The 15,287-nt window shown below is 68.6% G+C and carries 16 protein-coding genes and 1 tRNA gene; 16 read left to right on the forward strand and 1 reads right to left on the reverse strand.

Translation table 11 applies throughout. From position 1 onward, the window contains the following. The first annotated feature begins 7 nt into the window (after positions 1 to 7). The 13 genes from trpD to DVH23_RS10320 all read left to right on the forward strand — a co-directional run bounded on the left by trpD (position 8) and on the right by DVH23_RS10320 (position 11,643). On the forward strand, positions 8 to 1,006 hold the full coding sequence (gene trpD / locus DVH23_RS10270; RefSeq protein WP_114577342.1) for an anthranilate phosphoribosyltransferase: 999 nt from the start codon (positions 8 to 10) through the stop codon (positions 1,004 to 1,006). After that, positions 1,003 to 1,677 (forward strand): phosphoribosylanthranilate isomerase, encoded by a 675-nt coding sequence (locus DVH23_RS10275; RefSeq protein ID WP_114577343.1) that lies wholly within the window; start codon positions 1,003 to 1,005, stop codon positions 1,675 to 1,677. Before trpD ends, DVH23_RS10275 begins: the two co-directional genes overlap by 4 nt. Further along, the gene (trpE, locus tag DVH23_RS10280) at positions 1,674 to 3,353 is read left to right on the forward strand and encodes an anthranilate synthase component I (protein WP_114577344.1); all 1,680 of its coding nucleotides are present in this window, start codon (positions 1,674 to 1,676) and stop codon (positions 3,351 to 3,353) included. Before DVH23_RS10275 ends, trpE begins: the two co-directional genes overlap by 4 nt. Beyond that, positions 3,350 to 3,994: an anthranilate synthase component II gene (trpG, locus tag DVH23_RS10285; protein WP_114577345.1), complete on the forward strand. Its 645-nt coding sequence runs from the start codon at positions 3,350 to 3,352 to the stop codon at positions 3,992 to 3,994. The genes trpE and trpG overlap by 4 nt, the downstream gene beginning before the upstream one ends. A gap of 361 nt (positions 3,995 to 4,355) precedes the next feature. Continuing rightward, positions 4,356 to 7,493: an adenosylcobalamin-dependent ribonucleoside-diphosphate reductase gene (locus DVH23_RS10290; RefSeq protein ID WP_114577346.1), complete on the forward strand. Its 3,138-nt coding sequence runs from the start codon at positions 4,356 to 4,358 to the stop codon at positions 7,491 to 7,493. Positions 7,494 to 7,554: 61 nt separating this feature from the next. After that, the gene (locus tag DVH23_RS10295; protein WP_114577347.1) at positions 7,555 to 7,866 is read left to right on the forward strand and encodes a carboxypeptidase regulatory-like domain-containing protein; all 312 of its coding nucleotides are present in this window, start codon (positions 7,555 to 7,557) and stop codon (positions 7,864 to 7,866) included. A 53-nt stretch (positions 7,867 to 7,919) separates the two neighbouring features. Continuing rightward, complete coding sequence (locus tag DVH23_RS24235; protein WP_198667905.1) at positions 7,920 to 8,093, forward strand: HVO_2523 family zinc finger protein; 174 nt, start codon at positions 7,920 to 7,922, stop codon at positions 8,091 to 8,093. Positions 8,094 to 8,136: 43 nt separating this feature from the next. Beyond that, on the forward strand, positions 8,137 to 8,496 hold the full coding sequence (locus DVH23_RS10300; RefSeq protein WP_114577348.1) for a DUF5830 family protein: 360 nt from the start codon (positions 8,137 to 8,139) through the stop codon (positions 8,494 to 8,496). A 94-nt stretch (positions 8,497 to 8,590) separates the two neighbouring features. Then, a tRNA-Met gene (locus DVH23_RS23545) sits at positions 8,591 to 8,732 on the forward strand. Positions 8,733 to 8,839: 107 nt separating this feature from the next. Further along, positions 8,840 to 9,766, forward strand: a complete 927-nt coding sequence (locus DVH23_RS10305; protein ID WP_232833741.1) for an SDR family NAD(P)-dependent oxidoreductase — start codon at positions 8,840 to 8,842, stop codon at positions 9,764 to 9,766. 118 nt (positions 9,767 to 9,884) lie between these two features. Beyond that, positions 9,885 to 10,325 carry a DUF302 domain-containing protein gene (locus DVH23_RS10310; protein WP_114577349.1) on the forward strand — a complete coding sequence of 147 codons (441 nt, stop codon included), beginning with the start codon at positions 9,885 to 9,887 and terminating at the stop codon, positions 10,323 to 10,325. 2 nt (positions 10,326 to 10,327) lie between these two features. Next, on the forward strand, positions 10,328 to 10,888 hold the full coding sequence (locus DVH23_RS10315; protein WP_114577350.1) for a class I SAM-dependent methyltransferase: 561 nt from the start codon (positions 10,328 to 10,330) through the stop codon (positions 10,886 to 10,888). Positions 10,889 to 10,935: 47 nt separating this feature from the next. After that, positions 10,936 to 11,643: an HAD family hydrolase gene (locus DVH23_RS10320; protein ID WP_114577481.1), complete on the forward strand. Its 708-nt coding sequence runs from the start codon at positions 10,936 to 10,938 to the stop codon at positions 11,641 to 11,643. A gap of 39 nt (positions 11,644 to 11,682) precedes the next feature. On the opposite strand, the gene DVH23_RS10325 is transcribed toward DVH23_RS10320, so the two are convergent. Continuing rightward, positions 11,683 to 12,810: a polysaccharide deacetylase family protein gene (locus DVH23_RS10325; RefSeq protein WP_232833742.1), complete on the reverse strand. Its 1,128-nt coding sequence runs from the start codon at positions 12,808 to 12,810 to the stop codon at positions 11,683 to 11,685. Positions 12,811 to 13,072: 262 nt separating this feature from the next. On the opposite strand from DVH23_RS10325, the gene DVH23_RS10330 reads away from it, so the two are divergent. The 3 genes from DVH23_RS10330 (at position 13,073) to DVH23_RS10340 (ending at position 15,207) form a co-directional block, all read left to right on the forward strand. Next, complete coding sequence (locus tag DVH23_RS10330) at positions 13,073 to 14,038, forward strand: transcription initiation factor IIB family protein (RefSeq protein WP_114577352.1); 966 nt, start codon at positions 13,073 to 13,075, stop codon at positions 14,036 to 14,038. A gap of 75 nt (positions 14,039 to 14,113) precedes the next feature. Beyond that, complete coding sequence (locus tag DVH23_RS10335; RefSeq protein ID WP_114577353.1) at positions 14,114 to 14,497, forward strand: TRAM domain-containing protein; 384 nt, start codon at positions 14,114 to 14,116, stop codon at positions 14,495 to 14,497. Beyond that, on the forward strand, positions 14,494 to 15,207 hold the full coding sequence (locus DVH23_RS10340) for a DUF1028 domain-containing protein (protein WP_114577354.1): 714 nt from the start codon (positions 14,494 to 14,496) through the stop codon (positions 15,205 to 15,207). Before DVH23_RS10335 ends, DVH23_RS10340 begins: the two co-directional genes overlap by 4 nt. Positions 15,208 to 15,287 lie beyond the last annotated feature (80 nt).

Raw genomic sequence — 15,287 nt, forward strand, 5'->3', positions numbered from 1 at the left:
TCCCACTATGCAGGATCACGTCAAACACGTCACCGACGGCAACGACCTCACACAGACGGAGGCTCGGGCCGCCTCCCGGGCGGTCTTCGAGGGCGCGACCGAGTCACAGATCGGTGCCCTGCTCGCTGCGCTGCGGGCGAAAGGCGAGACCGAGGCCGAGATCGCCGGCTTCGCCGAGGGGATGCGCGAGGCCGCCCGGACGATCGACCCCGACCGCGAGCCCCTGGTCGATACCTGTGGCACCGGCGGCGACGACCACGACACGATCAACGTCTCGACGACGAGCGCCATCGTCGTCGCGGGCGCGGGCGTCCCGGTCGCCAAACACGGCAACTACTCGGTGTCGTCCTCGTCGGGTAGTTCGGACGTTCTCGAGGAACTCGGCGTCGATCTCGAGGCCGATCCCGAGTCGGTCGAGCGCGCCATCGAGGAGCGCGGGATCGGCTACATGCACGCGCCCGCCTTCCACCCCGCGATGAAGGCCGTCATCGGTCCCCGCCGCGAGCTGGGGATGCGGACGATCTTCAACCTGCTCGGCCCCCTCACGAATCCCGCGGGCGCCGACGCCCAGGTCGTCGGCGTCTACGACCCCGACCTCGTCCCCGTGCTCGCCCGGGCGCTCGCGCGGATGGACGTGGAGCGAGCCCTGGTCGTCCACGGCTCGGGCACCGACGAGATCGCGATCCACGGCGAGAGTAGCGTCGCCGAACTCGACGGCGAGGACGTCGAGGAGTACACCGTCGAGCCGGCGGATCTCGGTCTCGAGACCCACCTGATCGAGGCGATCGGCGGAGGCACTCCCGAAGAGAACGCCGCCGACTTGGAGGGGATCGTCACGGGCGAACTCGGGGGCGCCAAACGAGACGTGATCCTCGCGAACGCGGGCGCGGCGATCTACGTCGCCGGCGAAGCGGGGAGCCTCCGGGAGGGCGTCGAGGCCGCCCGCGAGGCGATCGACTCCGGCGGGGCGGGAGCCGTCCTCGACCGACTGGGAGCCGACACATGAACGGGGAGGGCACGCGGACCCGGGTGAAGATCTGCGGGCTCACCCACCCGGAGGACGTCGCGGGCGCGGTCCGGGCCGGCGCCGACGCGGTCGGCGTCATCACGGAGGTTCCCGTAGACACGCCCCGCGAGATCGACCCCGAACTGGCGGCGGACCTCCTCGCGGACGTCCCTCCGTTCGTAGCTGCGACTCTCGTGACGATGACCGACGATCCGGAGGACGCGATCGATCTCGTCGAGCGGATCGGCCCCGACGCGATCCAGATTCACGGCCGGCCCGACCCCGCCGCCTGCGAGGCGATCCGGGCGGCGGGCGCCGACCTCCTGCTTTCGGTGGGCACGGACGACCTCGAGGGAATCGGGCGCTACGAGGGGCGAGTCGACGCCCTGATCGTCGACTCGACCGACGAGGAGGGCGCCGGCGGCACCGGCGAGACCCACGACTGGGAGCGCACGCGGGCGGCGACCGCGGGTCTGGAGGCCCCTGTCGTGCTCGCGGGCGGGCTCACGCCCCACAACGTCACGGACGCGGTTCGAACGGTCGAGCCGTTCGCCGTCGACGTCGCCAGCGGCGTCGAGAGCGAGCCGGGACGCAAGGACCCCGCCGCCGTCGAGGCGTTCGTCGAGCGCGCGACCGGCGCGGAGGGCGCCCCCGGGGAGGGTCAGCGATGACTCCTGCCCTGGATCTCGACCGGGCGACGTTTCTCGACCACGCGGACGGCGAGCGCCCCGCCGTCGTCCGGGTCGTCGCCGACCTCGCGAGCGAGACGACCCCTCTGGCAGCGTACGCCGCCCTGACCGGCCGCGACGGGGGCGGCGAGGAGCCCTCGGAGTACGCCTTCCTCTTAGAGAGCGCCGAGAAGACGGCCTCGAGCGACCCCGACGGCGCGTTCCGGCCGAACGCGGCCTCGCCCGACCGCCACGCTCGCTTTTCGTACGTCGGCTACGACCCCGAGGCCGTGATCACGGTCGGTCCCGAGGGAACCGAGGTCGAGGCTCTGAACGAGGACGCGCCGGTCGGGATCCTGGGGGACGGGGAGGGCGACGTCGTCGACTCCCTGCGGGCGACCCTCCCCGACGTCCGGCGAGCGAACTTCCCGGCCGGCGACGACCGCCAGCATCTCGAGGGTGGGCTGGTCGGCTTCCTGGCCTACGATGCGGTCTACGACCTCTGGCTCTCCGAGGTCGGCAAAGAGCGTCCAGACTCGCGCTTCCCGGACGCCCAGTTCGTCCTCACCACCCGAACGCTGGCGTTCGACGAGCGCGCGGGCACCGTCTCGCTCGTCTTCACGCCCATCCTCACCCCGAAATCGGACCCCGAGAGCGTCTACGACGACCTCGAACGGGAGGCCGAACGGGTAGCGGGGGTACTCGCCGACGCCGCCGAACCCGAGACGGGCGGATTCGCCCGGTCGGGAGAACGGGCGGGCCCTCGAGAGGCCTACGAGGAGAGCGTCCGCCGGGCGAAAGAACACGTCCTCGACGGCGACATCTACCAGGGGGTGATCTCCCGGACTCGAGAGTTGTACGGCGACGTCGACACCCTGGGGTTCTACCGGGCGCTCCGGGAGGTCAATCCCTCGCCGTACATGTATCTCCTCGAGCACGACGACCTCGCGGTCGTCGGCGCCAGTCCCGAGACGCTCGTCTCGGTCCGGGGGGAGACGGTCGTCTCGAACCCGATCGCGGGCACCTGTGATCGGGGCGCCAGCCCCGTCGAGGACCGCCGGCTGGCCGGCGAGATGCTCGCCGACGCGAAGGAACGTGCCGAACACACGATGCTGGTCGATCTGGCCCGAAACGACGTCCGCCGCGTCGGGGAGGCGGGGTCGGTCCGCGTCGAGGAGTTCATGAACGTCCTCAAATATAGCCACGTCCAGCACATCGAATCGACCGTCACGGGGACCCTTGCGGCGGATGCCGACGCATTCGACGCGACCCGGGCGGCCTTCCCCGCGGGCACGCTCTCGGGGGCCCCGAAGGTGCGTGCGATGGAGATCATCGACGACCTCGAAAGCGAACCTCGTGGACTGTACGGCGGCGGCGTCGGCTACTACTCCTGGACCGGCGACGCCGACTTCGCCATCGTGATCCGGACGGCGACGGTCGAACGCGGAGCGGTCGCCGGCCCGGAGGGGGAAAGCGAGGACCGGATCACCGTCCGCGCGGGCGCGGGCCTGGTCGCCGACAGCGACCCCGAGGCCGAGTACGAAGAGACCGAACAGAAGATGGGCGGGACGCTCGCGGCCATAGAACGGATCGAGGACGGCGAGGGCGGGTCCGAGACGGAGTTCGAACCCGCGGGGTCCGACCGGGAGACCGAAGCCGAACCCGAGGTGGGAAGATGAGCGCCGCGCCCCACGAACTCGAGGACGTGGCGGGAGGCGACGCCGGCGGCGAGGATCGTCGGACCGTCCTCTTCGTCGACAACTTCGACTCGTTTACGTACAACCTGGTGGAGTACGTCAGCGCCTACGCCGAGACGGAAGTGCTGAAGAACACCGGGTCGCTGGAAGCGGTTCGGGAAATCGATCCCGACGCCGTCGTCATCAGTCCGGGTCCGGGCCACCCGAAGAACGACCGGGACGTCGGCCTCACGATGGAGGTCCTGCGGGAAGTGAGTCCGGAGGTGCCGACGCTCGGGGTCTGTCTCGGCTTGGAGGCCGCGGTCTACGAGTACGGTGGTGCCGTCGGACGGGCGCCCGAACCGATTCACGGGAAGGCCTCCGCGGTCGACCACGACGGCGAAGGGGTCTTCGCGGGACTCGAGCAGGGCTTTCGCGCGGGCCGGTACCACTCGCTGATCGCGACCGCGGTGCCGGAGTGCTTTACGGTGACGGCGACGGCCGACCACGACGGCACCGAACTCGTGATGGGCGTGCGCCACCGCGAGTACCCACTCGAATGCGTCCAGTTTCACCCCGAGAGCGTGCTCACGGCGGTCGGCCACGACGTGATCGAGAACTTCCTCGCCGGGCTCGAGGGGTAGGTCGGACCCGTTCGCGGATGGCCGGTGGGGTTCACTTTCGTCCCCGTGACAGTCAGGTTACGACGGGAACCGTGAACCACAGGTGTGTTGGCGGCCAATACGTACCTACTACACTTTCACCGCGAAAGGTAAGATATTATGAGACCCGCCGGAATAGTACCCCACGGGAAAACCGGGATCATCGAACCCGATGGGACGTCACCGACCAGTCGTGACTAAATCAAACTGACTTTGAATAGAGAAAGTAAAAGTTATCTGGCTCCCATCGGATGGAACCCTCGTCACAAATGAGCCGAACGAACCATCACACCAAGGGAAGCATAGTCCGACGAACAACGGTTGTCGGACGGAGAGACGACGAATGAACGACGCCGACCCCGGCGCGGGCGAACTCACCCTGCCGGTGAAACGCACCGAGGGGGACACGCTGGAAGAGCGGATGACCGACAACGCCTACCACAACGTCCTGCCCGCGCGCTACCTCCGGAAGGACAGCGACGGTGAACTCGTCGAGAGCCAGGAGGAACTGTTCACCCGCGTCGGGCGCAACGTCGCGCTCGCCGAAGCCGTCTACGAGGCGGATCGCCAGGGCGTCGAAGTCAGCGTCACGCCCGACCAGCTCAAACCCGACCATCCGCGCCGGGACGAGTTGGCCGAGGAGGTCTTCGGTGAGGGCGTCACCGCCGAGGACACGGACGTCGAGACGGCGCTCACCGAGGAGAACGTCAACAAATTCGCCTACGAGACGATCGTTCCCGAACTCCCCGCGGAGGTACGGGAACACGTCGAGGGCGTCGCCGACACGTTCGTCGATGGCATGGAGCACCTCTCCTTTATGCCGAACTCGCCGACGCTGATGAACGCGGGCGACGAGCTCCAGCAGCTCTCGGCGTGTTTCGTGATGAGCCCCGACGACGACTTAGCGGACATCCACGAGACCGCAAAGAAGGCCGCCGAGGTGTTCCAGTCGGGCGGCGGCGTCGGTTACGGCTTCTGGCAGCTTCGCCCCTACGGCGACAGCGTCGGCTCGACGGGCGGCATCGCGTCGGGCCCGATCACGTTCATGCGGACGTACGACCAGCTCTGTGAGACCATCGCCCAGGGGGGCACCCGCCGGGGCGCCCAGATGGGGATCATGCGGGTCTCCCACCCCGACGTCATCGAGTTCATCCACGCCAAGAACAAGGACGTCTCGCTTGCCCACTCGCTGCGGCTCAACGACCCCGACGACTACACCTACACGACGTTCGGGGAGGCTCTGGAGGAGGCCCGCGAACTGATCGACGACGACGGGAAGGTCCCCAAACACCTCCGGAACGCCGTCGAGGGCCACCTCTCGAACTTCAACATCTCCGTGGGGGTCACCGACGGCTTCATGGAGGCCCTTCGGAACGGCGAGGAGTACACGTTCACCAACCCCCGTACCGAGGAGCCCCACGTCGCGACCGCCGAAACCAAGGAGATGTACGAGCGCTACGACCTCGGCGAGCACGTCGAGGTCGGCGAACCCCTCTCGGTCCCCGCCGAACTCGTCTGGGAGCGCATCGTTTCGGGCGCCCACGAGAACGGCGAACCGGGCGTGATCTACTTAGAGCGGGTCAACGAGGAACACTCCTTCGACGTCGAGGCGGAGCCGGATCACCGGATTCTGGCGACGAACCCCTGCGGCGAGCAGCCCCTGGAGGAGTACGAGGCCTGCAACCTCGGCCACATCAACCTCTCGACGCTCGCGGCAACGGAGTCGCCCGACTGGCGGGTCTGGCAGGCCGAACACGGCGACGAGTACGACAGCCACGAGGCCGCGATCGAGGCCTTCCTCTCGGAGGCCATCGACTGGGCGGAGTTCGACGAGCGCATCTCCTATGGAACGCGCTTCCTGGAGAACGTCGTCACCATGTCCGATTTCCCGGTCGAGGAGATCGAAGAGACCGTCCGGGACATGCGCAAGATCGGGCTGGGGATCATGGGTCTCGCCCAACTTTACATCCAGCTAGGCATCGAGTACGGCAGCGACGAGGGCAACGAGGTCGCCCGCCAGCTGATGACCCACATCAACCACGGCGCGAAGGCAAAGAGCCACGAACTCGCCGAGGAGCGTGGTTCCTTCGCCGACTGGGGCGAGTCGAAATACGCGAACCCCACGGAGTACCGCGAGTGGTTCGAGCGCCAGACCGGCGAGGACGCCGACGACTGGGCCGAGGGCTTCCCGATCCGGAACCACAACGTGACGACCATCGCCCCCACCGGAACGACCTCGATGGTCGGCAACACCACCGGCGGCTGTGAGCCCATCTACAACGTCGCCTACTACAAGAACGTCACCGACGACGTCCAGGGCGACGAGATGCTCGTGGAGTTCGACGACTATTTCCTCAGAGTACTCGAGGAGAACGGCATCGACATCGAGAGCGTCAAAGAGGAGGCCCAAGAACAGATGAGCACCAACGAGTTCGACGGCGTCGAAGGCCTCCAGACCGTGCCGGACGCCATCGGCGAACTGTTCGTCATCACGGGAGACCTCACCGCGAAACAACACGCCGCGGTCCAGTGTGCCTGCCAGGAGGGCGTCGATAGCGCGATCTCGAAGACCGTCAACGCGCCCAACGACTCCAGTCTGGAGGACGCAAAGGACGTCTTCGAGTGGGTCTACGACCACGGCGGGAAGGGAGTCACCTACTACCGCGACGGCACGCGGACCAAACAGGTGCTGACGACCCGGGCGGACAACGCCGACTTCGCCGACGAGGGCGAGGCCGCCGAAGCGATCGTTACCCAGATCGAGGAGGTCTTCGGCGACATAGAGACGTTCCTCGAGAGCGAGGACGTCCGCGAGCTCGCCGACGTATCCGCCGAGGCGCTGATCGGCGAGGACGTCGAGTACGCAGAAAAGCGGGCGCGCCCCGACACCCTCCGAGGGGTCAGCCAGCGCATCGAGACCGGCTACGGCAAGGTCTACATCACGATCAACGAGGACCCCGAGACCGGCCAGCCGTTCGAGCTGTTCGCGAACACGGGCAACAGCGGCGGCTTCACCGGCTCCTTTACGGAGGCGCTGGCGAAGACGATCTCGGTCGCGCTCCGCTCGGGCGTCGATCCCTACGAGATCGTAGACAAGTTAGAGGGGATTCGGTCGCCGAAGGTCGCCTGGGACAAGGGCGAGCAGATCCAGTCGATCCCCGACGCCTTCGGGACCGCCCTCCGGCGGTATCTCGACGGCGAACTCGACAAAACCTACCCCACCCAGCAGACCCTAGAGGAGTCGGCAGGCGCCGACGAGGTGGCACCGGACGGGATCGAGGGACCCGAGACCGACGGCGGCGCAGTGACCGACACCGCTGCACCCGACGCTCCCGGGTCCGAGGAGCACGAAGCCGGAGACGCGACCCAGGACCTCATCGACGCCGGCGAGAGCCCCGAGTGTCCCGAGTGTGGCTCGATGACACTTTACTTCTCGGAAGGCTGTAAGACCTGCGAGTCGTGTGGCTGGAGCGAGTGCTGACGGGGTAACGGCTTTCGAGTTCGGGTGACGGGTTTTTGCTCGTCGGGCGCCAACTAGTCGCATGATCGATCGTCGCCCGCTCGTCCTCGAGACCGCAGGCGAGGTCGTCGTCGGCGATCCGGTCGCGTTCCGGGTCAGAGACTGGCACAAACCCGTCGAGGGCGTCAGGGTCGTCAGCCATACTGACACGGCGGTCACCGACCGGACGGGTCGATGCGAGTTGACCTTTCGAGCGCCGGGCTTCTGGAAGGTCGCCGCGTTCAAGCCCGCGGACGACTACGTCGCCTACGAGCCGGCGACGGCGCTCGTCCACGCGGTCACCGAAGCCGCCTCGAGGGGACGGCTCCCCGGAATCGCGACCGACGTCCGGTAGCGCCGTCGCCCCCGACCCGCATCCCTTAGCATGCTCCCGACGAAAAACCGGGTATGACCGACGGGAGTAGTGATCGGGGTGCGGACGGCGATACGAGAGGAAGCACGGATCGGACGGGCAGCCCGCCGGCGTGTCCCCACTGCGGGCGAGCGATGTACGCACGCCACTGCAAGTACGTCTGTCCGAACCACGGGGTCGTAATCGACTGCAGCGACCCCTTCCGGTAGCGGGAGACAACGTTTATCTCCCCGTGAACGCCACCCCCGAACGATGGCGACCGACGACCGCGTCGAACTGGGGCTCGCACTCCTCGCGCACGCAGAGGACGAGTGCCTCCCGCTTCCCGAGGCCGTCGACCGGCTCGAGAGCGTGACGAACGATCCGACGGTGACGCGGACGATCCTGGACGAGGCCGAACTCCGGGGGCTCGTCGAGCGCGAGGACGGAATCATCCGTCCAGGGAGCCGCCGGCGCGTCGATTTCGGGAGCCAGGTCGTCCGCAGGGAGGGCGAGTTCGAGTGTCGACGCTGTGGCGCGGGCCTCTCGACGGGCCACTTCGTCGACCTCGAGACCGACGAACTCGGACCGTTCGGCCCGACCTGTCTCCGGAAGGTCCTCGGCCGGGAGTGATCGGTTCGATGGCAGCCACGAGCGGGTGTCGCTCCGTTTCACCCCGCGGGCGAATACAAAGCTTAAAGAAAGCGACCGCACTACCCGAAACCGAGCCCGGGTGGCTTAGCTGGACATAGCGCCGCACTCATAGGGTTCAGAGATTCGGTGCGGTTGCCGCCCCGTGTCCCTCGAGGACCGCCGAGCCTCGAACCTGGGACATGCGGAGATCGAGGGTTCGGAGCCCTCCCCGGGCACTACTCAAACGACGATCGAGCGACGCGTCCACGAAACGCACCGAGCGGGGCGAGAAAAACGGCCTCACCGCCGGGAAACGAACCGGTCGGGGCCCGGAGAAAGAGATATGACGAGCGAGGCGCTCGCTCGAGCCATGGGATCGGCGGACGACACCGGCCTCGGCCGGACGGTAGAGAGGACGCCGACCGCCCTCCTCACCGGTTCGACCGACGGGATCGGGGCCGCCGCTGCGGTCGAACTCGGGGCCCGCGGCTGGAAGGTCTACGTCCACGGCCGCGACCGGCGCCGTGGCGAGTCGGTTGCCGACCGCATCCGGGCGGCCGCCGGAGAGGCCGAGTTCCTCCGGGCGGACCTCGCCTCGCCCGCCGCCGTCCGCGACCTCGCAGCGACCGTCCGCGACCGAACCGATCGGCTCGACACGCTCGTTCTCAACGCTGCCCTCGCTCGGGAGGAGTGTCGGCTCGCGTGGGACGGCGTCGAGGAGACCTTCGCGGTCAACCAGCTCGCGCCTTACCTGCTCGCCCACGAGCTGGCCAGCCTCCTGCGGGCGTCGGCGCCCGCCCGCGTGGTCGTCACCTCCTCGGCCGTCCACTCGCGGGGCGACCTCGATCTCGAGGAGGGGATCGACTGTACCGGCGACTACGACGCTCTCGACGCCTACGCACGGTCGAAGCTCGCCAACCTCCTCTTTGCGGTCGAACTCGCCGACCGCTTCGGGGACGTCGGCGTCTCCGTCAACGCCTTCCACCCCGGATTCGTGCCCGGAAGCGGACTCTACCGCCACGTCGGTCCGCTGTTCCGAGTGGTCGTCACCGCCGCCCGCGTGCTCCCGTTCGTCGCGACGAGCGTCGCCGAGGGCGCGGAGGGGATCGTTCACCTGAGCGACAGTACGGCAGTCGAGGACGTGACGGGCGCCTACTTCCACGGGACCGAACGGACGGAACCCGATCCGCGGGTGGGTGACCCCGAACTCCGGGCTCGGCTCTGGTCGACGTGTGCGACCCTGGCCGGCGTCGATCCCGACTGGCCGTAGCCTCGGTCGGGGACCCGTGGTCCGGCCCTCGCTCGGCCGTGATCGACGGTAGCCCTCCACCGGAGAGGAGCGGCGGATCCGGAAGAGGTTTTCGTGACGCACCCACAACTGTCCACGAATGACGCTCCCAATCGACCCCGCACGGCTGGATCCCGAGGACATCGGCGAGAAGGAGGCCGTCCTCTCCATGGGCCACGAGGAGGCGATCGAACACGTCCGCGAGGTGTTCACCGACGCCGGCTTCGGCGTTCCCGTCGAGTTCTCTCCCTCGGACCTGCTCAACGAGAAAGTCGATGCCGACCGCGACCCCTACTACGTCCTCGGCGCGTGCAATCCCGCCGTCGCCGACCGCGCCCTCGACGCCAGCGACGGTCAACTCGGCGCGCTGTTCCCGTGTAACGTCGTCGTCTGGGAGGAAGAACCCGGCCGACAGCGCGTCTACCACGTCTCGATCATGCGGATCGCGCGGCTGGTCGGGATGGCGCCCGACGACGAGGAGATGGCCGACATCGTCGCCGAGACCGGCGAACTCGTCGACGCGGCGTTCGAGGAGCTGTAACGGTGGGCCACCACACGTTCGACGTCTCGAGGGCGGACAGACTGGAGGATGCCGGACGGCGATACCGCTTTCTCTCGGCCGAGGAACTGCTGTGGGCGCTCTCGCCCACACCGGAGGACGTCGTCGCCGACCTCGGCAGCGGGACCGGCTTCTTCACCGACGACGTTGCCCCACACGTCGACACGGTCCACACGGTCGACGTTCAGGCGGCGATGCACGACTACTACCGGGAGAAGGGCGTCCCCGAGAACGTCTCGCTCGTCACGAGCGACGTGGGCGACCTGCCCCTCGCGAACGGCGCCGTCGACGCCGCGTTCTCGACGATGACCTACCACGAGTTCGCCGGCGACGCGGCGCTCGCGGAGATCCGGCGGGTCCTCGCCCCCGACGGCCGCCTCGTCGTCGCCGACTGGGCGGCAAGCGGTACCGGCGAGTACGGCCCGCCCGTAGAGGAACGGTACGGCGCCGACGAGGCCGCGAGCGCGCTCGACGAGACCGGGTTCGCCGTCCGCCACGAGGCCGTCCGGCCCGAGACGTTCCTGCTGATCGCGACCCTCGAGTAGCCCCCGGTAGCTTGATGGCCGTCGACGGACGAACCGACGACATCGAGATGGGAGTCGAGAGAACGGGCGGAATCGAGGCGGTCACGTTCGACCTCGACCGAACGCTCCTCCGGTACGAGCGCTCGCCCGGAACGGTCCTCGAGGCGGCCTTCGAGAGCGTCGGTGTCGAGCCCCTCTTCGCCGTCGAGGAGTACTACGCGCGCTACGACGAGTTCGCCGAGCGCTCGGGCTCGATGGCCGAACTCCGGTCGGCCTGCTTCGCGGCGCTGGCCGCCGACAACGGCCACCCGAAGCGCCTCGGACGCGAGGTCGCGGCGGCGTTCGCCGACGAGCGCGACCAGTCGAACGTCGAACTACTGCCGGGAGCCGCCCGCGTGCTCGAGGAACTGGGCCGGGAGCACCGGCTGGGCGTCGTCACCAACGGCGCGCGGGACGCCCAGCGGACGAAGATGGAGGCCGTCGGCCTCGAACGCTGGATCGACGCGGTCGTCGTCGCGGGCGCGGAGACGCCGCCGAAGCCGGACCCGCGGCCGTTCGAGCGCGCGCTCGGTGCCCTCGGCGCGGCGTCTGCGACCGCGGTCCACGTCGGCGACTCCCTCGAGACCGACGTCGCCGGCGCGGCCGCCGCCGGCCTCGACTCCGTCTGGGTGTCTGCGGATCCCGACGCCCGGGGCCAGGATCCGACCTACCGGGTCGACTCGGTCGCCGACCTGTCTCCACCCCCGTGGATCGAGGACGCCGCGTCGAGGACGTGATCCGGGCTGGCGAGAGAGACGCGGTGGCCGCTCCGCCGATCACCGGCCGTCGGCGTACGTCTCGCAGGCCTCTCGCATGGTGAGCACCTCGATGTCGCGCTCGTCGATCCAGCCCAGCGTCTCCCGGATCCGTTCGGTGGTGACCTCGGGTTTGAACGTGTGGGCGCCGATCACGCCGAGGGCGCCCCGGTCGGCGACCTCGTCGAGCCGTCCCCTGACGGCCTCGGGCGTGGTGTACTCGATGAAGTAGTCCCGGCGGGTCCGGAGGGGATCGAACCCCTCGGGGTCGTTGATCGGCGACCCCGGACGGGCGTTGACGACGCCGCCGTAGCGCTCGGCGACGAAGGGCCGCGAGTAGTCGTCGAACACGTCGTAAGGTGCCAGGAAGGTCTCGACGTCGAACCCGAGGGCCTCGAGTTCGCCCTTCGATTCCGCAACGGTCATTCGCACCTGCTCGGGGGGGTATCTGAGGGCGCTTCCGGCCGGGAACGCCTCGCCGAGGGTCCCCTCGAGTTCGACGTACGCTCCGTCGCCGTCGGAGCCGTGGCCGGCGACGCTCTCGCGGACGATCCGGTCGCCGTCGGCGACCTCGACCGTCAGCCCGCCGTGGAAGCCGTGGCGGACGTGGTCGGGGTAGAGCCGCGCGTCGCCGGGGGCCGCGTCGGCCCTGAGCGCGGCCGTGCCGACCGCGGTGTGGTCGGTCGTGTGGGAGGCGATCTCCCAGCCGGCGTCGGCGAGTTCCTCGAGCTGGGAGAGGGTCATCCAGTCGGTGCCGAGGTGGTCCTCGCGGCCGATCCACTCGGTGACGACTCCGGAGACGGCGGGGACGTCGAACTCGCGGTGGGCCGGGAGCGCCTGCGTGTAGTCCTCGATCGGTCCGTCGTCGTAGACGATCACCACCGCCCCGTTTTCGGGTCGGGCGGATCGTCGGGAGCCGTCGGCGTCGTTCCAGTCGGGCTCTCCCGACCCTCCCGAACCGGACGCCTCCGTTCCGGACTCCGCCGGGCCCGATCCCGACGACGGGGCGGTCGCCTGCTCGGCGGGCCCGCCGTCGACTCTGTCCTGCCAGCCGTCGCCGCCGGAGCCGCCGGGCGGGAGTTCGGCGGTCGCCGGCGCGGCGTGTCCCCGGCCGCTCGCGACGTCGCTCCCCTCGAGGGAGCCGACCACTCCGGCCAGTGTGCCGCCGCACGCACTCAGTACCGCTCGACGTGACAGTCCGTTCGCCATGGTTGTCGTCCGCGGAATCGGCGAATAGTTAACGAGAGGCTGGCCGGAAGCGACGGCGTATAACCGCGGCCTACTCCCGCAAGCGGGGAGGATTCGGGACGCGTCGGCTCCGGCGGGCTCACGAAACACCCCCCGTTTTCGGGAAACCTGTCCGGTCAGCGGTAGGAGGTCTTAAGTCCCTCTGACCGATACCACTCCTATCATGGAACGTCCCACCCGCCAACGCGAACGTGACTCGGAAGGAACCACGACGAAGGCGGAGGACACGGACGAACGGACCTGCGAGGAGTGTGGCTCGACCGACCTCGTCACCAGCGGGGACCAGGGCGAACTCGTCTGTGAGGACTGCGGGCTGGTCGTCGAGGAGCGAAACATCGACCGGGGCCCCGAGTGGCGCGCGTTCAACGCGACCGAGCGCGACAACAAGTCCCGCGTGGGCGCGCCGACGACCCAGACGATGCACGACAAGGGGCTGACGACCACCATCGACTGGAAGGACAAGGACGCCTACGGCCGGTCGATCTCCTCGGAGAAACGCTCCCAGATGAACCGCTTGCGAAAGTGGCAGGAACGCATCCGGACGAAGGACGCGGGCGAGCGCAACCTCCAGTTCGCGCTCAGCGAGATCGACCGGATGGCGTCGGCACTGGGCGTCCCCCGATCGGTCCGGGAGGTCGCGAGCGTGATCTACCGGCGCGCGCTCTCGGAGGACCTGATCCGCGGGCGCTCGATCGAGGGCGTCGCGACCAGCTGTCTGTACGCCGCCTGTCGCCAGGAGGGGATTCCGCGAAGTTTGGACGAGGTCGCAGACGTCTCCCGGGTCGAACAGAAGGAGATCGGCCGAACGTATCGCTACGTCGCCCAGGAGCTCTCCCTCGAGATGAAGCCGGTCGATCCGACCGACTACGTCCCCCGGTTCTGTTCGGGACTGGGGGTAAGCGAGGAGGTCGAGGCGAAGGCAAACGAGATCATCGAGACCACCGCCGAGGAAGGGTTGCTCTCGGGCAAGTCCCCGACGGGGTACGCCGCCGCGGCGATCTACGCCGCCGCCCTGCTCTGTAACGAGAAGAAGACCCAGCGCGAGGTCGCAGACGTCGCGCAGGTGACCGAAGTGACGATCCGAAACCGGTATCAAGAACAGATCGAGGCCGTCGGGCTCTCGACGTAACCGGGGGCGACCGCCGGCGGCGGGACCGATAGACTCAAGGCGCCATCATTAGTTAGTGGGTGACACGTTCCCATCATGGAAATCTCGGAGCAGCTCAGTTGTCTGTATACTGCCGAAATCGACGCCAAGGGCGACTCGTACGTGATCGAGGTTCCGGCCCACGAGATCGAACTCGGCGACGTCGAGCCGGGGAAGGTCTACCGCGTCGGGCTGTTCACCCCCGAGCGGGCGGAGTCGACCGTCGAGACGGCGGGTGACGACCGCCCGCGGTCGGGTCCGCCCGTCGAGACCGGCGAGCAACGCACCGTCGAGATCGAGACGATCGGCGACCAGGGCGACGGGATCGCCCGCGTCGAGCGCGGCTACGTGGTCATCGTCCCCGAGGGCGAGGAGGGAGACCGGGTGGAGATCGAGATCGAACAGGTCCGGGAGAACGTCGCCTTCGCCCGGATCGTATGACCTTTAGCATCTGCGTCCGCGAGGAGTACGTCGAGGACGGCGACGAGCACCTGCGATTCGGCGTCGCGGTGACGACCCGACTGGCCGGCGTCGGCCGGCTCTGTCCGTTCGCGAGCGAGGACGGCGCGGTGGCGACCCAGAGCCTGGTCAACGTCGACCTCGGCCGGCGGGGACTCGAGTACCTCGCCGACGGGGTGGCCGTCGAGGACGCCCTCGAGGCGCTGCTCGCGGCCGACGACGGCCGGGAGAACCGACAGCTCCACGGCGTCGACCGCGAGGGGACCTATGCCTTCTCCGGCGAGGAGTGCAAGCCGTGGTACGGCCACCGCGTCGGCGAGAACTACACCGTCGCGGGGAACCTCCTGACCGGCGAGGCCGTCGTCGACGCGACCGCCGAGGCGTACGAGGCCGATCGGGAGGGCGACCGGCACTTGGCCGAGCGGCTGATCGACGCGCTCGCCGCGGGCCACGCCGAGGGCGGGGACAAACGCGAGGAGCTTTCGGTCCAGAGCGCCGCCCTCCGCGTCGCCACGACCGAGGGCGACGACGGGGCGACCGAGCCGGCGTACAACGACCTCCGGGTGGACGCGACCGAGTCCCCGATCGAGGAGCTCCAGGAGACGTACGAACTGGCGGTCCGGGGCCACGAGGACGCGATGGAACGCTACGAGGAGGCCTACGAGGACGACGAGATGGCCGAGTCGGGCTAACCGGGCGAATCGTGTTCTATCCCACGAAGCGTGTTCCGAGCCTGAAAATCGGGCAAAGATACAGGTCACGTCCCACGAAA

It is taken from the genome of Saliphagus sp. LR7 (assembly GCF_003344565.1).
In the GTDB taxonomy this organism is placed as follows: domain Archaea; phylum Halobacteriota; class Halobacteria; order Halobacteriales; family Natrialbaceae; genus Saliphagus; species Saliphagus infecundisoli.